Origin of the sequence: Cellulophaga sp. 3_MG-2023, assembly GCF_030546975.1 — a bacterium.
GTDB lineage: Bacteria > Bacteroidota > Bacteroidia > Flavobacteriales > Flavobacteriaceae > Cellulophaga.
In genome coordinates this window covers 60,427-74,698 of the sequence record NZ_JAUOPS010000009.1, presented here as the reverse complement: position 1 = coordinate 74,698, position 14,272 = coordinate 60,427, and the positions used below count along the sequence as shown (strand labels likewise).

18 protein-coding genes are annotated in these 14,272 nt (G+C 29.8%); 17 read left to right on the top strand and 1 reads right to left on the bottom strand.

Annotated features, from left to right (window positions below; all coding sequences use genetic code 11):
• Positions 1–18 precede the first annotated feature (18 nt).
• From Q4487_RS16485 to Q4487_RS16470, 4 genes are all read left to right on the top strand, one after another.
• On the top strand, positions 19–489 hold the full coding sequence (locus Q4487_RS16485; RefSeq protein ID WP_303545310.1) for a type II secretion system protein GspG: 471 nt from the start codon (positions 19–21) through the stop codon (positions 487–489).
• A 735-nt stretch (positions 490–1,224) separates the two neighbouring features.
• Positions 1,225–1,632: a hypothetical protein gene (locus tag Q4487_RS16480; RefSeq protein ID WP_303545307.1), complete on the top strand. Its 408-nt coding sequence runs from the start codon at positions 1,225–1,227 to the stop codon at positions 1,630–1,632.
• 196 nt (positions 1,633–1,828) lie between these two features.
• The gene (locus tag Q4487_RS16475; RefSeq protein WP_303545304.1) at positions 1,829–2,638 is read left to right on the top strand and encodes a hypothetical protein; all 810 of its coding nucleotides are present in this window, start codon (positions 1,829–1,831) and stop codon (positions 2,636–2,638) included.
• Between the two features lie 83 nt (positions 2,639–2,721).
• Entirely contained in the window at positions 2,722–3,084 is a 363-nt protein-coding gene (locus tag Q4487_RS16470; protein WP_303545301.1) for a DUF2750 domain-containing protein, read from the top strand.
• Positions 3,085–3,104: 20 nt separating this feature from the next.
• Here Q4487_RS16470 and Q4487_RS16465 read toward each other — a convergent pair whose 3' ends face one another.
• Complete coding sequence (locus Q4487_RS16465) at positions 3,105–3,632, bottom strand: hypothetical protein (protein ID WP_303545298.1); 528 nt, start codon at positions 3,630–3,632, stop codon at positions 3,105–3,107.
• Positions 3,633–3,863: 231 nt separating this feature from the next.
• Between Q4487_RS16465 and Q4487_RS16460 the strand changes: the two genes are divergently transcribed.
• The 13 genes from Q4487_RS16460 (at position 3,864) to Q4487_RS16400 (ending at position 14,238) form a co-directional block, all read left to right on the top strand.
• Positions 3,864–4,574, top strand: a complete 711-nt coding sequence (locus tag Q4487_RS16460) for a DUF3592 domain-containing protein (RefSeq protein ID WP_100894733.1) — start codon at positions 3,864–3,866, stop codon at positions 4,572–4,574.
• A gap of 67 nt (positions 4,575–4,641) precedes the next feature.
• Positions 4,642–5,094: a hypothetical protein gene (locus Q4487_RS16455; protein WP_303545295.1), complete on the top strand. Its 453-nt coding sequence runs from the start codon at positions 4,642–4,644 to the stop codon at positions 5,092–5,094.
• 13 nt (positions 5,095–5,107) lie between these two features.
• A complete protein-coding gene (locus tag Q4487_RS16450; RefSeq protein ID WP_303545292.1) occupies positions 5,108–6,379 on the top strand; it encodes a hypothetical protein in 1,272 nt (423 codons plus the stop codon).
• Positions 6,379–8,118, top strand: coding sequence for a WG repeat-containing protein (locus Q4487_RS16445; RefSeq protein WP_303545289.1), 1,740 nt, complete (start codon positions 6,379–6,381; stop codon positions 8,116–8,118). The genes Q4487_RS16450 and Q4487_RS16445 overlap by 1 nt, the downstream gene beginning before the upstream one ends.
• 2 nt (positions 8,119–8,120) lie before the next feature.
• Positions 8,121–8,969, top strand: a complete 849-nt coding sequence (locus Q4487_RS16440; RefSeq protein WP_303545286.1) for an SH3 domain-containing protein — start codon at positions 8,121–8,123, stop codon at positions 8,967–8,969.
• Positions 8,970–9,031: 62 nt separating this feature from the next.
• The gene (locus tag Q4487_RS16435) at positions 9,032–9,736 is read left to right on the top strand and encodes a hypothetical protein (protein WP_303545283.1); all 705 of its coding nucleotides are present in this window, start codon (positions 9,032–9,034) and stop codon (positions 9,734–9,736) included.
• 30 nt (positions 9,737–9,766) lie between these two features.
• Positions 9,767–10,294, top strand: coding sequence for a hypothetical protein (locus tag Q4487_RS16430; RefSeq protein ID WP_303545281.1), 528 nt, complete (start codon positions 9,767–9,769; stop codon positions 10,292–10,294).
• A gap of 23 nt (positions 10,295–10,317) precedes the next feature.
• Positions 10,318–10,677 carry a hypothetical protein gene (locus Q4487_RS16425; protein ID WP_303545278.1) on the top strand — a complete coding sequence of 120 codons (360 nt, stop codon included), beginning with the start codon at positions 10,318–10,320 and terminating at the stop codon, positions 10,675–10,677.
• A 33-nt stretch (positions 10,678–10,710) separates the two neighbouring features.
• A complete protein-coding gene (locus tag Q4487_RS16420) occupies positions 10,711–11,415 on the top strand; it encodes a hypothetical protein (protein ID WP_303545275.1) in 705 nt (234 codons plus the stop codon).
• A 15-nt stretch (positions 11,416–11,430) separates the two neighbouring features.
• Positions 11,431–12,042 (top strand): hypothetical protein, encoded by a 612-nt coding sequence (locus Q4487_RS16415; protein WP_303545272.1) that lies wholly within the window; start codon positions 11,431–11,433, stop codon positions 12,040–12,042.
• 40 nt (positions 12,043–12,082) lie between these two features.
• On the top strand, positions 12,083–12,625 hold the full coding sequence (locus Q4487_RS16410; protein WP_303545269.1) for a DinB family protein: 543 nt from the start codon (positions 12,083–12,085) through the stop codon (positions 12,623–12,625).
• A gap of 133 nt (positions 12,626–12,758) precedes the next feature.
• Entirely contained in the window at positions 12,759–13,322 is a 564-nt protein-coding gene (locus tag Q4487_RS16405; RefSeq protein WP_303545266.1) for a TetR/AcrR family transcriptional regulator, read from the top strand.
• Positions 13,323–13,374: 52 nt separating this feature from the next.
• Complete coding sequence (locus Q4487_RS16400; RefSeq protein WP_303545263.1) at positions 13,375–14,238, top strand: alpha/beta fold hydrolase; 864 nt, start codon at positions 13,375–13,377, stop codon at positions 14,236–14,238.
• Positions 14,239–14,272: the final 34 nt, after the last annotated feature.

The following is a 14,272-nucleotide window of genomic DNA, read 5'->3' as shown; positions in this document are numbered from 1 at the left end:
ATTTACCAAACCCACCGAATGACTAAATTAATACTATCTATTTTAGCTGAATTTGGACTCATTCGAGAAGATTTTAAACATCATAGAAAAACCTCGAAAATGGAAAAAGCTGATGGAAAGAAACGACCTTTCCAAAGATATTTTCTACAACCGAGTTCAATTATGGTTATTTCTGCTTTAGTCATTGGGAATTTAAGTGCTATTCTGTTTTTTACATATCAAGGAAAATTTGTGTTTCCTGAAAAAACTAAACAAGAAATATCGGAAATGAGCGCCAGAATGGATAATTGGAAAGAAAATTTAGGAAAATATCCAACGGAACTGAATGAATTAATCGGAAATAGTCCTTTAAGACAGGAATGGAAAAAAGACGCTTGGAACCGAGAATATGAATTTAAGATTATCGGAAATGGAAAAGGATATTTAATCACATCTGCTGGCTCTGACGGAAAATTTGGAAATGAAGATGACATTAAGTCTGTGAAATGAAAAATAAGATAAATGCAGTTTTAGGTTTAATTCAAATATTATTATCTGTTTACTGGATTTATGAAATGATATTGCTTCATTATAAATATCATTATACAGATATACTTTTTGCTTTTATGTATCCGAATTGGTTAATATTCTTAAATATTATCTTAAGTATTGTAAACATATATTTTGGAATAAATTTAATGAACAGAAAAATATCCAACAAACGAAGTTATTTGATAATGGTAATTTTAATAATCATTGGAGGAATAATAAATATATTGAGTGTAGCATAAATAAAAACGTGCTACAACACCGTATACAATTTATTACTAGTACTCGTCTACTTACGCAAGTCCTCACGGACTTCCTATCTGTGATTTATTTGCTAACTTTAGTACTTTAAACACGTAACTAATCTTATACAATAACGTTACCCAACATTTGAAACTAATTGAACACTAGAACTAAATACATACTTCTGATTATTGGAATTCTTGATTTTGCATTGATATGTTACAATCACAACAATGCACTGACTGAAACGAGTTTTGACCCACCAGAATTGAAATACTCAAAATGGTTCTTTGGAATTGGATTTCTATGTGTTGGACTTTATTTTTTAAATAAAAGTTGGCAAAATATATTGACAAAAATTATGTTTGGAACTTTTGGAATTTGTTTGGCTCTTAACTTATATTTATTTTTTCAAAATATTCAATAGAATTCTGTAATAAAAAGAAAAACTGATTGAAAAAACTAAACTATAAACAAGTTTCAATGCTTCTTTATGGAATTGCATTAATTACACCAATGTTTTTCGGCACTTGGACAATTGGTGTTTTTGGACTGATTATGGGATGGTTAGGGATTTTTGCTTTAGAACCATTTGTTGCGATTCCTTGGATTGCGAATTTCCTATATTTTGGAAACTTGATTTTTAACAAACTGAATCTGAAAACAAAAATCGGAATATCGGGTTTGACTATAATATTTGCCTTATTTGTAATCGGACTTTGCGAGCTACCAGAGAATGAAGGCGGTCGGAATTCCGACATTGTTGTTGGAATTGGATTTTTAATTTGGATTTCGAGTTTTGTGGTTTTATTAATCGGACAATTAAAGGAAAAAATAAAAACGTTGGGCAACAATGGCTAAAATTAATACGGGTTTAGGTGCTTAACCCAAAGTTTAGGCATATTTATAAAGTCCGCCAAATCTTATGATTTGGCTTTAGAACAAAAAGATAAAACAAAATATAAAAATTCGGCTCTGTGTTAATCCGAAAGTTAGTGTCTTTTTACACGCTACGTTTCATACACAAACCGTTAATCAAAATTAGTAAAAACTTTAAATGAATACATCTATTGTTGGAAAAGACCAGATAGCAGATACCTATTACCCTACAATAGAGGAATTGGATAAAGAGCAGGCTTTTCAGGTGTATGAAGATAAAATATTGGAGACAAACAACATTTTTATCTCCACTTTGGCTATGGACTTTTCTCCAAACACTTCTTTAAAAAGAAGAAAGGAGATTGATGAACAATGGAAAGAAAAACTACCACAACTTAGTCATATAAAAAGACTAGACCTTAGACATAAAGTTGATCAAGATTACTTTAATGTTATATGTAAAATGAAGAATTTAGAAGTTTTAAACATTTGGTCTTCTACCGTTAAAGATATCAGTTCAATTAAAAAGCTAACAAAACTAAGAGCCTTGTCTTTCAGCAATTTTTCACGGCTGGAAGATGTTTCTCCATTAATTGAATTAAAATCATTAGAGAGTCTTTCAATTCTTGCGTCTTTTAAGGTTGCTAATTATGAATTAATTGGAAAAATGAAATGGTTAAAATCCTTGGAGCTTGGCGGAGACACATTTGCTCCAAAAAATTTAATGCTAAATAGTCTAAAACCTTTTACAGACTTAAGTGAATTAATTGAACTTGATATGTCTTGCGCATCAATAAGAGACAAAAATTACAAACCAATTTTAAAACTCAAAAAACTAAAAAGACTTGATGCTCATTGGCGAATGAAAAATCAAGAAAGAGAACTCCTGCAAAATGAGCATCCATCACTACAATCTGGATTCTTTGTTGCTTATGATTTTGTTAAAAATGAATTTAAAAACGGAATTGAGTGGTGGATAGAAAAGTAAAAACTGGTTTTTGCCTGTATAATAGTCCTAATGCGTTAAAATTTAATTTAGTTTTTACTTAAATTACCTTTCAAAAATTAATTATGTCACAATCTGCTTCACAAGCCGCACTATTTTATAAAGATGTAGCATCTTCTGGCAAAGTGTGGACTATAAAAGATAATGGTGGGTTTCCTGCGCCAAAAAACGGAGACGGTATTAGAGCTATGCCATTTTGGTCTAGTAAATCTAGAGCAGAAATAATTATTAAAACGGTTAAAGCATATAAGGATTTTGAGCCCGTAGAACTAGATTTAAATACTTTTTACAACTACTGGCTAAAAATATTAAAGACCCACAAACAACTAGTAGGTATAAACTGGAGCGGAAAAAAAGCTGTTGGGTATGACATTCCGCCAGAACACCTAATTACTTGGATTGATAAAATTAGAGGTACAGAAAAATAATTTTGATAAAAACAGAAACACTAAGCTCGCATCATCCTTGTAATTTCTTCTTTAATTTCAGATAGGTTATCTATTTCTTTTGGTATTGCAACAACATTACCAATTACCCCAGAAACTTTTATTTGTACTGCATTTTTCTTATCCTGTATTGACTTTATTTTATTGGCATAAAATGTTTTATCGTTATGAGCACCAAACCTATTAACACGGCTAAATAAGTATTTTTGTATAAAATTTAGTCCTTCTTTAAACTCTGCACTTGTACCTATAGTTACAGAAGCACTATCTAATCTAACATATTTATACTTTGCTAATTTATACAGCAAATCGTTTACTTGTTTTATTATTAATGAAAAAAGCACCACAAATAACAACACTACTAAAGTTAAGGGTACTACCGGAACCTTTTTGTCACCACTTACTATCAAATAAACAGTAATAGACGCTATTATTACAAGCGTTATTATTGTAGAAACAATAGTGTTCCTCTTGGTTTTGTCTGCTAACTCTTTCAGTTTTTTAGGATCTGTAATTTTATAGGTTTTCATACTCTAATGTATTAAATCTTAGCTAATCTATACTTTTTTATAAGACAAAACTTTTTTATCAACTACAAATATGTAATGTAAGTGTTTACTTATTTTCAAATATATACTAAACCTGTACGAATATAGGTTTGCACATTTAAACTCTTTCACTTAATACTATGTTTGTATTACTAGGCTAAACCAGCCTAAAAAACAATTAATTACACATAAATAACTAAATAAACTACAAAAATGAAAGTAATAAATATTATTAAATACGTATTTGCATTTATAGGAGCCGGAATGTTAGTAGGTGCATTTTTTCTTTACAAAAGCACTAGTGAGTTTATAAAAAATTCTGAGGAGACTGAAGGTGTAGTGGTAGAACTACTAGAATCGCGTTCTAGCAGCTCATCAGACAATTCTATAATGTACAAGCCGTTAGTAGAATTTACAGATGAAACTGGAGCAGAAATTCAGTTTGCATCATCTACAAGTAGCAACCCACCTAGTTATAGTGTTAATGAAAAGGTAGACGTTATTTACAATCCAGAATCTCCTAACAAGGCTAAAATTAAAGGGTTTTTCTCTCTTTGGGGAGGCGCAACTATACTTGGTGGTATAGGTTTAATTTTTGCATTAATTGGTTTTGGTATTATAATAGCTGGCATTAAGAAAAAGAAAATGCACAACCACTTAAAACTACACGGTACTAAAGTAGAGGCAGATTTTCAAAACGTAACTCTAAATACTTCTATTGCTGTTAATGGTAAAAATCCTTTTGTTGTGGTATCACAATGGTTAAATCCAAAAACATCTGAACTACATATTTTTACTAGTGACAATATTTGGTTTGACCCTACAGACTTTATAAAAACAGAAAAAATAGATGTTTTAATAGACCGCGATAATCCTAAAAAGTATGTAGTAGACTTATCATTTTTACCTAAGGTAGCTGGGTAAAAAATTCTTAAAAAAGAACACTGGTAAAATAGGCTTACAAAAAAAATTAATGAATAATGCAACCACTATGAAAAAACTAACCTTACTACTACTTCTTGTTAGCCTATTTGGATACGCACAAGTAGACTATAAAGGACTTGTAAAAAATATAGAAGATATTACAATCGACACCGATATAGAAACTCACTTTAAAGGCGTACCATTTACTGAAGAATATGGTGAAATTAAATTTAGTGATGAACGTTTTTTACGTTTTCATGGGGTTTTTGTAGATAAAGTAAAAATAAACTCCAGCTATGGAGGTAAAAGAATAACTATGCATTTTTTTGATGAAATATCTGATTACAACAAACTTAAAACTAAACTAACAGAATTGTATGGTAATCCATACGTTAACGAACGTAGTAGCTCTACTTATTACGAGTGGAAAACGGAAAGCAAAAGCTTAATGCTTAGAGTTAATACCGAAGAAGGCTTATTTACAGAATTTGATGAACTGGTAGTAACATTATTCTATTAAAAAATTACACGTAATGAAAAACATAATAACAATTCTAGTTTTATCAATTTATACCACATTTGTTTCTTGTGATAGCGTTGCCACTCCTAGGTACAACTTTGCAGAAGTTAAATCTAGCTCACAAACAAAGGCGTTAATTGCTAAAATGATATTAGAAAACAAAGATGAGGATATAGACAGCACATCTAGTTATATAGAGCTTAACTTAAAAGGAATGCACTACGCAGACGTTCCTATAAAAAGTGCTTTAATTACAGACAATTATACTTTACTTACAACTGATACTGTTAATTTTTCTGCTAAAAAATTACTTGAAGTTTTGGAAGCCGAAAAAGGGCTAACAAACCTAAATAACAGCTATAGTGATGATGTTGAGTTTGAATGGAAAGATGAAATTGAAGCTAAAAAACTGGAAGTTAATTTTGTAAATGGCAAACATTTAGCTGCTTTTGGCAATAAAGATTACGGTAAGTTAACTATTACATACAACCCTGTTTATACCATACCGTTAGCAAAAATACACAGTAAGGTTAAGGTTTTTGATACGGCACCTAAATACGTACTAAATATTAAGTCTTACAACAGTGTTTTTGATATTAGTATAAATGATGTTAGTATTGCCACAGGTACAGACTCAGATTCTTTTAATTTAAACAACTACATTACTGGTCCAAATTCTTCAATAAAATTAACTGCTAAAACAGAAGATAAAACCATAAAAAAAGAACCAAATACGTATTATGAAGATCCTAGTTTTTCAATACAAATTATAGATAACAGTACAAAAGAAGTTGTTAAAACTATAGAAAAAACAAGTATTAAAAATAATATCCCAGTAAACCTTAAAATAGACTTTAACTCCACATTACCATACTACCCAGAGGCTTGGACAAATGGTACTGATTTAAGAAACAGCAAGGATTTAAAAGAAAAAGTAATTGCATTATACACCAAACTAGGAAATGCCATTTTAACATATGATGAGCAAGCTATTAACGACTTGTTTTATCAAAAAGATTTTGAAGTACAACAGCTAAATTTTGATACTAATTTTGAAACCGCACGTACAAAGTGGGAAGCCTACTTAACCATTTTAATAAATACGTATAAGTACACGTTAGCAAAGGATTTTGATGTTGAATTTAATGCTGGTGGCAAATTAATTTACACTTACGCTAAAGACAAATCTGATATGCTCATTTTAACCGGCAAAAATTACGATGATTCTTTTAATCATTTTTTATACCAACCTAAAGGGTCTAACGAGCTAAAAATAATACGATAATGAAAAAAATATTATATATAATTACGGCACTTTTAGCTATTGTTAGTTGTAACAAAACACAACCAAAAAACAAGACAGAGTTAAATGAGTTTATATCTTCTTTAGACAATAAACCGTTAGAGGAAATTAAAGAAGAAGTAAACTCCAATATTAAACAATTTGAGTCTATGGCTAAATTCTTTGATGGCTCGTTTTCTAATGACATTAAAACAATTGATAAAGAGGATGAAAAGTATGAAGAACCTTTTAAAGTAGACACTACAGGGGTACACAAAGCTCTTAATCAGTTTAAAAATGTGACGTTTTCACAAACTTATACCAACTATAAAAGTGATTTGCAATTTATAAGTATTAATAATGATAATGAAGACCCTATAAAGCTTGGCCAAGGTGTTACACAAACATTCACTCCTAAAAAAATATACTACCATAATGGCGAAGTACGCACAGATAGTATTGAAGGTTATGGGTTAGATTTTAATTTTAATGAAAGTTGGGGGAAAGCCAAAGCTATAGACAGCATAGATATTTCTTTTAAAGTAGATTATATAAAAGACTATGATGTAGTGGAAATCTCTTCAGACAACCCAACAGTAAAATATAAAGGAGGAGAAATTAACTTTGTAAAAGCAGAAGGCAATTACGTTTATTTTACCTTGAGTGATACAATTGCTGCTCCTGTAAAAGTACAAGGCCATAATGAAGAAGGTAAAGTCTTAGACCGCAGCGGCTACTCTAACAACGGCGTATCTCCTGACGATCAGGAAGATATACTTACAGAAATGTTAGGGTTCTTTAAAAAAATACAAAAAAAATTAAACGATGATGATTTTAAAGATACTCCAGATCTTCAAGAGTATTTAAAAGACAACCTATCTAACGTAGATTTTTTTAATGATAATGATGGTATTTTTCACAAGGAATACTACTATTATGGCACTGTAAAAAGCATAAAATTATTTTTTAAAAAAGATACCAAAACAGAAGAAACATCATTTACAGCATACAACTACCAACCAATTAAAGGAAATGATGCACTAATTGCTATGCAAACAGAGGATGCAATTGTTTTTATAAATAATATAGGAGAGCCAAAAATAACAGTACCAGGAGCTGGAGGTTTAGAAAATATTGGAGGTAACTTTTATGAAGATTACAATCACTTTTATCACTTAAATAAAGCTGAAAAAAAATTAGACACACTTTTAGTTTACAGTGTAGAGGCTTTTAGTAATGGCCTTATTGGCATACTACCTGAACAAGAAAGTGACAATTACACACTTGTTACCCAAGATAACAAACCAATAGGCTCTAAATTATACTGGCAAATGAAAGAGGTTGGCAATTTATTATTTGGAATTACTTATGATAACAAATACTACCTGTTAGATGAAAATGCTAACGCCACTCTACTACCTGGTGTACATAATGTCTATAAAACCTTGGCTGATGAAAGAATTATGGTTAGTAATACCAACTCTAAAATAGGATTTATAAATAGCAAAGGTAAGTTGGTAATTCCTTTTAAATATAATGATGCTAAAGACTTTGAAAATGGAATCACTGTAGTAGAATTTAATGACACTTATAAGTTTATTGACACAAATGGAAAAGTATTACTAGATATTAAAGAAGATCATTTGGACTTTTTAACAGAGGACGAAAACAAAAAAAGAATTTATAGTTTTGATTACGGTAAAGTAAAATACAACTACAAAGGAGAATTAATAGAAGAATAAATATGAAAAAAATTGCCTTAACTTTTATACTTTTTATACAAATTATATCTCTTTGTGCTCAAAACAATTTGTTTGTTACTGCCAAGAGTGGCTTAAACGTAAGGGAAAATTCTAGCTTAGATGCTAAAAAAATAGGGAAATTTAATTATGCCGAAAAAGTAGCGGTATTACATAAAACAGACCTATTTTCTGAAGTAACTGACGACGGGAAAAAAATAAAAGGACAATGGTACAAAGTAACCGGTAAGTCTGATAGTAACATAGAGCTTACCGGCTATGTTTTTAGTGGTTTTTTATCCAAACCAAAACAAAAGGATACGTTTATTTTTCTTCATTATAATGACAATTTTGATTACCCCGTTATAGGAGCCTCAAAAGGCAGCTCTTTCTACGGCTTTATTAATAATGAAGAAGGCCGTAGCTATTTAAAAGGAGATAATATTGAAATTGAATGGGAAACTGGTGTTGTTTATATTGCTGGTGACGATGACAGAAAACAACTTGCTGATTTTATTGTTACTACTAAAAAAATTAAAAATGGTAAAATTGCTAACTTTAGAGAGGTATATAAAAAAGAAATAAAATACACTTATACAAATAACTACACGCAAGATTATTTAGATAAGCTTTATCTAGAGGTTGAAAATTATATAGTCAATTCTAAAAATGAATTGATTAAAAAAATAATAGAAGACAAAGAACAGTTAGCTTACAGTATAGAAGATAAAACAGTTAATGGTAAAGAATTAACCGTAATAGGAATTTATAAATCCTTTGAAGGAAGCACAACTACAGTACAGTGGCTGTCTTATTACCCAGAGTTTCCAAAGTTGTATGAGATAGACTTATAAAACTATCATCAATTAAACCGAAGCACTATCACATATTAACGACTCTTAATAATTTTAGTTTTATGAAATATGCAATTGCAATCGTATTTTTTTTAATGTCTCTAAGTTTATTTAGTCAGGATTTTAGTGATATTAAAACTAGAATTGGTTTATTAAAAACTACCTCTAATTTTAAGTTAGACTCTACAGGTGTTTCTAAAATACAAGTACCTACGTATTATTGTAACACTAACAAAACAGACAATAATTGGCACGTACAAGACCTAAATAATGATGGTTTAAAAGATCTTATATTCACTGGACCGTGCCAACCGTATCATCAAACAGCCATATTTTTAAATAGCAAAAAAGGATTTCAGCTTGTGTATGATGCTCCTGGCAAAATACTATCCATAAAAAACACTACAAACGGCACAGAAATAAATAGTTACAATCCTAGCTGCTGTTGCAGCTATTATTCTAGTTTAGTTAAAGTAACCATTAACAATACATCTGTAGTTAAGGAAAGTACAATATCCTTTTATGATAAAACAGTTATTACAGCATCAGACAAATTATATACTAAAGCAGTATCCGGAATTTTAAGAAGTACACCAGTAATAGATGATGTTATAAAAAAAGATCCTTGTACAGGTGAAGAAATTGTAGGTAACACTATTGGCTCACTAAAAAACGAGTCCGCAATAGTTGTAAACCAAGAAAAAGAATGGCTTTTGGTTTTTATAAAACAAAATGGCTCCTACGCTGTTGGCTGGGTAAAAAAGTAAACTTAAAAATATTGCTATAAATTATTAATAATGAAATCACTTAAATCACTTTTATGCATACTACCATTTTGCTTTTTTGCTTGTAACTTATCTAGTAACAAAAATGCTGACAACAGTAATGGTAATGTTCATGCAGCGTTAGAGCAAAAATCTAAAATAGATTCATCAAACATAGAAATTACAGTAGAACGTGGTGCTTTTCATTATGATAAATTTGTGCTTAAAGACACTTTAATCACTTTTTATCCATCTAAAGAAAATATAGGTGTAGATAACAGTGATTACAATCAAATTTCGGAAAAAGTAATTAGCGTACAGACTAGAAATAACTTAGTAAAAAAGATTCTTAATGATGGTTTTTTCAAACTAAAAAACTTCTACGCTAGCAATACAACTTGCAATAGCCACTTAACGGTTACGGTTAAATTTAACAACCAATTAAAAAAAGTAATTTCTGAAGATTTTGATAGAGAATGTCCTGAGCTTTTAAAGTTTATAGAACAAGAGGTTATTAAAATGCACAATAAGGAGTTAAAACGAATTTTATTACCTGGATAAAGCTTAAAAATCATAATTTAAAAATGAAATCAAAATCTAAATACATCCTACTTTCAATTTTAATTACGGTTGTAGTAATTTGGTTTCTTCTAAAACCAAATTATACATATTACAAAACAGAAATAATAAAAGGTAAAAACTTACAGGTAGTTATTTATGTACAAAACAACTTTAGTCACTTTGGTTTTTCTAGTCAAAACGGTCATAAATTAGCCTACATAGAACTACAAAATTTAGACGGAAATACTTTAGCTAAACAAAACCTATTTAATAGGTGTGAGGTTCTAATAGAAGAAATAAATCCATTTGTAGAAAACAACAAACTATACTTTACCAAGTTTAGCTATATAAATTTGTTAGATTATAGTTATTATTGTTTTTAATAAAACTTATAGACTAACAAATACTACATTAGAATGAAGATTAGCCTGTTTTTTATAATTTGCTTACTCTCTGTAAAAGGAATTTGTCAAAAAGATACCTTTCTTTTTAAAAATCAAAAAGTTACTATATTTAAAGACAGCGCCTATTATAAAGACACTGAAATATACAATGCCGCTAAAGACCTTAAAGAATTAACCAAACAAGAAAAAACAGATGACTGTGATGTTAACTATCAATTTTACTACAACCCACTTTCTTTAGTTGGTAATTATTACAGTTATGAATCTGGTGAAGCTGGCACCATAGCCTGTGGTCCGTCAGGAAATTCTTTAGAGATACAAACAATAAATTTAAGTAATAGACAACCAGTTTCTATATTAGATATTTTTACAGAAAAAAGCATTCTTAAAGCACTTAAAAATGATAACTGGGTAAAAAAAATAACACAAGAATATAAAATAGATTTAAACGCTATAAATTCTTTTAAAACTTTTTTAGATACTATAAACAACTTAGGTTCTACAAAATTTAGCTCAAACAGCTTTACTCTTTTAAGCTATAATAAACAAAACAAAAATGCATCTGTTAGGTTTGTTGGTATGGAATATATGGGCTTTAATCACTACAAACATTTACAGTTAGGCTTATTATTAGAACCAAAAAAAGCCTATTTAAAATTATTTAAAAATAAAATTCACTTTACACTAACCGATTTTAAAAACGGATTAACAAAGTAGTATTTAATTAAAAAGATGAAACCAATTACAGTTAACTGGAAAATAAATTTGCCCAATGAAAGCCAAATAGAAAAAATGTGGCAAGAGTTGGTTTTTGATGTTATTGATGAAGAATTTGAGTTTATAAACTTATTAAAAGCTAACCTTGGTGGTAATATTTATTTTAAAGGGTTTCGGTTTCAGGAAAATGATATATTTGATTGGTTTTGCTCTCGCGGAAGATTAGATGAAATTGACTTTAACAACAAATTTTTACTTTCTGATAAAGTCCTTAAAACCTTTAGCGACTCTAATAACCCTGATACAACGGTTTTTAAAATTGATACCGCACCAAATTTTAATACTAAAGATGGTTTTGTAATTGATGGCGAACTTGCTGCGCTACTATTTCATGGAGGCGCATACGGCTCCAAGTACAAAAAAGAACCTAAACAGATTAAAGAAAAAGCACAGCTATTTTGCTCTCAGTTATTTTATGAAAAATACAGTTATGATTACGTTAGGTATTACACATCTACCACTGCTTGGAATACATGGTTTATAGACTTTATTATAGATTATACGTATGTAATAATATGTATGGAAACAAGAACAATTTGGGTGTTAGCATATACAGACACCGATTAATTTAGTAACTTGTTATCTACAACAACTAACTTGTTTTAAGATGAAGAAAAGTAAAATTCTAACTTTAGTACTACTAATTTCTTTATGCTCTACTCCGCTTATGGCTCAGGAAAACACGTTTATAAAAGAATACTTAGAGCGTTTAGAAACTTCTAAAAAGTATTTAATTCTTGTGGCAGAAACTATGCCTAAAGACAAATATACTTTTAAAGCAACACCAGAGTCTATGAGTTTTGCAGAGCATTTAATGCATATTGCTTGGGCTATGGATTGGCACAGCAAATCTTTAATGGGCGGTAGAGATGCCAGAAATTGGGAAACAGATACAGAACTAAAAGTAGATAACAAATCTAAAGAAGAAATGATTGCAACAATTAGCAATACATTTGACGTTACTAGTACATTTATCTCTGAGTTTGATATAAAAAAGCTAGATGAAAGATTAGACTATTTTGGTGCTAACAGAACCAAAAGACAAATTTTATTATTACTTACTGACCACATAACACACCACAGAGCTCAAATGCTTGTTTATATGCGCTTAAACGGATTAAAACCTCCAAGGTATGTATTATATCAATAAAATTAATTTTAGCTCTTATCATTAGCAACAGTACACAAATAGAAAAGCAAAAAAACATATTGATAATATTTAAAACTATGTTAATTATTTTACCAATCGTTCGGTAATTAAATAAATATATTATATTTGCCCTATGAGACCACAAAAAGTATTAGACAAAGAAATATTAAACGGCTTAACTAAAATTTTTAGATCTAGAGGTTATGAAGGTGCTAGTTTAAAAGAATTATCTGATGCTACTGGTTTAAAAAAAGCAAGTCTTTACCATAGGTTTCCTAATGGCAAACAAGAGATGGCAAACGCTGTTTTAGTACATTTAGAAGAATGGATTAACACCAATGTGTTTCATACTCTTTTAGACGACAACTTAACACCTACCGTCCGTTTAAAAAAAGGATTATTGGCGATACGTGAATTGTATGATGGTGGAGAAGCCATTTGTATATTTAGAGCACTATCTATGCAAGCTGGTATAGAGTTGTTTGAAGAGCAAATAAACAAAGGTATGACACAGTGGTTGTCTGCTTTTAAAGAAATAGGTATTGCCCTGAATTTTACACCCGAAGAAGCAGAAAAAAAAGCTTTACAAGTATTAATACAAGTACAAGGCTGCCTAATTGTTACAAAAGGCTTAGGTGATTTGTCAGTTTTTGAAAACACAATGCAAAACATAGAAAACAGTTACTTAAAATCATAAAAAAAATTAAATTAATAATTTACCGAATGTTCGGTAATAAATAATTAAAAATATGAATATTATAAAATACAAAACGGAAAATGTAAATGGTGTAAAAATTGCTTATAGAGAAGCAGGAGACAGCAACAACCCAACAGTATTACTATTACACGGGTTTCCGTCTTCTTCTCATCAATACAGAAAAGTGTTAAACCAGCTATCTAATGAGTTTCATTTAATAGCTCCAGATTATCCTGGTTTTGGAAATAGTGATTTTCTTTCTAAAAAAGAATATGAGTATACTTTTGACAATATTGCTAAAACTATAAATTCATTTTTAGAGCAAAAAGCTATAACAAGTTATGCCATTATGATACAAGATTATGGAGCACCTGTTGGATTTAGAATTGCTACTGCACACCCAGATAGAATAACGGCTATAATTAACCAAAATGGTAATGCTTATGAAGAAGGTTTAGGCGAAGCTTGGAAGTCTACAAAAGAGTTTTGGGCTAATAGAAATGAAACTACAGAAAAAGCTTTATTACCTTCTTTTTCTCTAGAAGGTTTGGAGTGGCAATACACGCACGGTACTAGAAATTCAGAAAATGTAAATCCAGATACCTGGTATTTAGATTACCTTAGATTATCTAGACCAAATGCACATGCTGTTAACTTAGATTTGTTTTATGATTATCAAAATAATGTAAAACTATATCCTAAATGGCAACAATATCTAAGAGACAACCAACCACCATTGTTAATTGTTTGGGGTAAAAATGATGCGTTTTTTCCGGAAAGTGGAGCAAAAGCATTTAAAAAAGATGTAAAAAATATAGATTACAATATCTACAATACTGGTCACTTTGCACTAGAAGAAGATGCTGATAAAATTATACCAAAAATGAGATCTTTTTTACATAGTTTAAAAAAGTAAGTGCTACATAAATAGCTATATCTCCTTAACATAT

Bases quoted from the DNA above. Each gene is read 5' to 3' on its own strand.
- Q4487_RS16485 (WP_303545310.1), top strand. From the start codon at position 19: ATGACTAAATTAATACTATCTATTTTAGCTGAATTTGGACTCATTCGA.
- Q4487_RS16475 (WP_303545304.1), top strand. From the start codon at position 1,829: ATGAATACATCTATTGTTGGAAAAGACCAGATAGCAGATACCTATTAC.
- Q4487_RS16470 (WP_303545301.1), top strand. From the start codon at position 2,722: ATGTCACAATCTGCTTCACAAGCCGCACTATTTTATAAAGATGTAGCA.
- Q4487_RS16465 (WP_303545298.1), bottom strand. From the start codon at position 3,632: ATGAAAACCTATAAAATTACAGATCCTAAAAAACTGAAAGAGTTAGCA.
- Q4487_RS16460 (WP_100894733.1), top strand. From the start codon at position 3,864: ATGAAAGTAATAAATATTATTAAATACGTATTTGCATTTATAGGAGCC.
- Q4487_RS16455 (WP_303545295.1), top strand. From the start codon at position 4,642: ATGAAAAAACTAACCTTACTACTACTTCTTGTTAGCCTATTTGGATAC.
- Q4487_RS16450 (WP_303545292.1), top strand. From the start codon at position 5,108: ATGAAAAACATAATAACAATTCTAGTTTTATCAATTTATACCACATTT.
- Q4487_RS16445 (WP_303545289.1), top strand. From the start codon at position 6,379: ATGAAAAAAATATTATATATAATTACGGCACTTTTAGCTATTGTTAGT.
- Q4487_RS16440 (WP_303545286.1), top strand. From the start codon at position 8,121: ATGAAAAAAATTGCCTTAACTTTTATACTTTTTATACAAATTATATCT.
- Q4487_RS16435 (WP_303545283.1), top strand. From the start codon at position 9,032: ATGAAATATGCAATTGCAATCGTATTTTTTTTAATGTCTCTAAGTTTA.
- Q4487_RS16430 (WP_303545281.1), top strand. From the start codon at position 9,767: ATGAAATCACTTAAATCACTTTTATGCATACTACCATTTTGCTTTTTT.
- Q4487_RS16425 (WP_303545278.1), top strand. From the start codon at position 10,318: ATGAAATCAAAATCTAAATACATCCTACTTTCAATTTTAATTACGGTT.
- Q4487_RS16420 (WP_303545275.1), top strand. From the start codon at position 10,711: ATGAAGATTAGCCTGTTTTTTATAATTTGCTTACTCTCTGTAAAAGGA.
- Q4487_RS16415 (WP_303545272.1), top strand. From the start codon at position 11,431: ATGAAACCAATTACAGTTAACTGGAAAATAAATTTGCCCAATGAAAGC.
- Q4487_RS16410 (WP_303545269.1), top strand. From the start codon at position 12,083: ATGAAGAAAAGTAAAATTCTAACTTTAGTACTACTAATTTCTTTATGC.
- Q4487_RS16405 (WP_303545266.1), top strand. From the start codon at position 12,759: ATGAGACCACAAAAAGTATTAGACAAAGAAATATTAAACGGCTTAACT.
- Q4487_RS16400 (WP_303545263.1), top strand. From the start codon at position 13,375: ATGAATATTATAAAATACAAAACGGAAAATGTAAATGGTGTAAAAATT.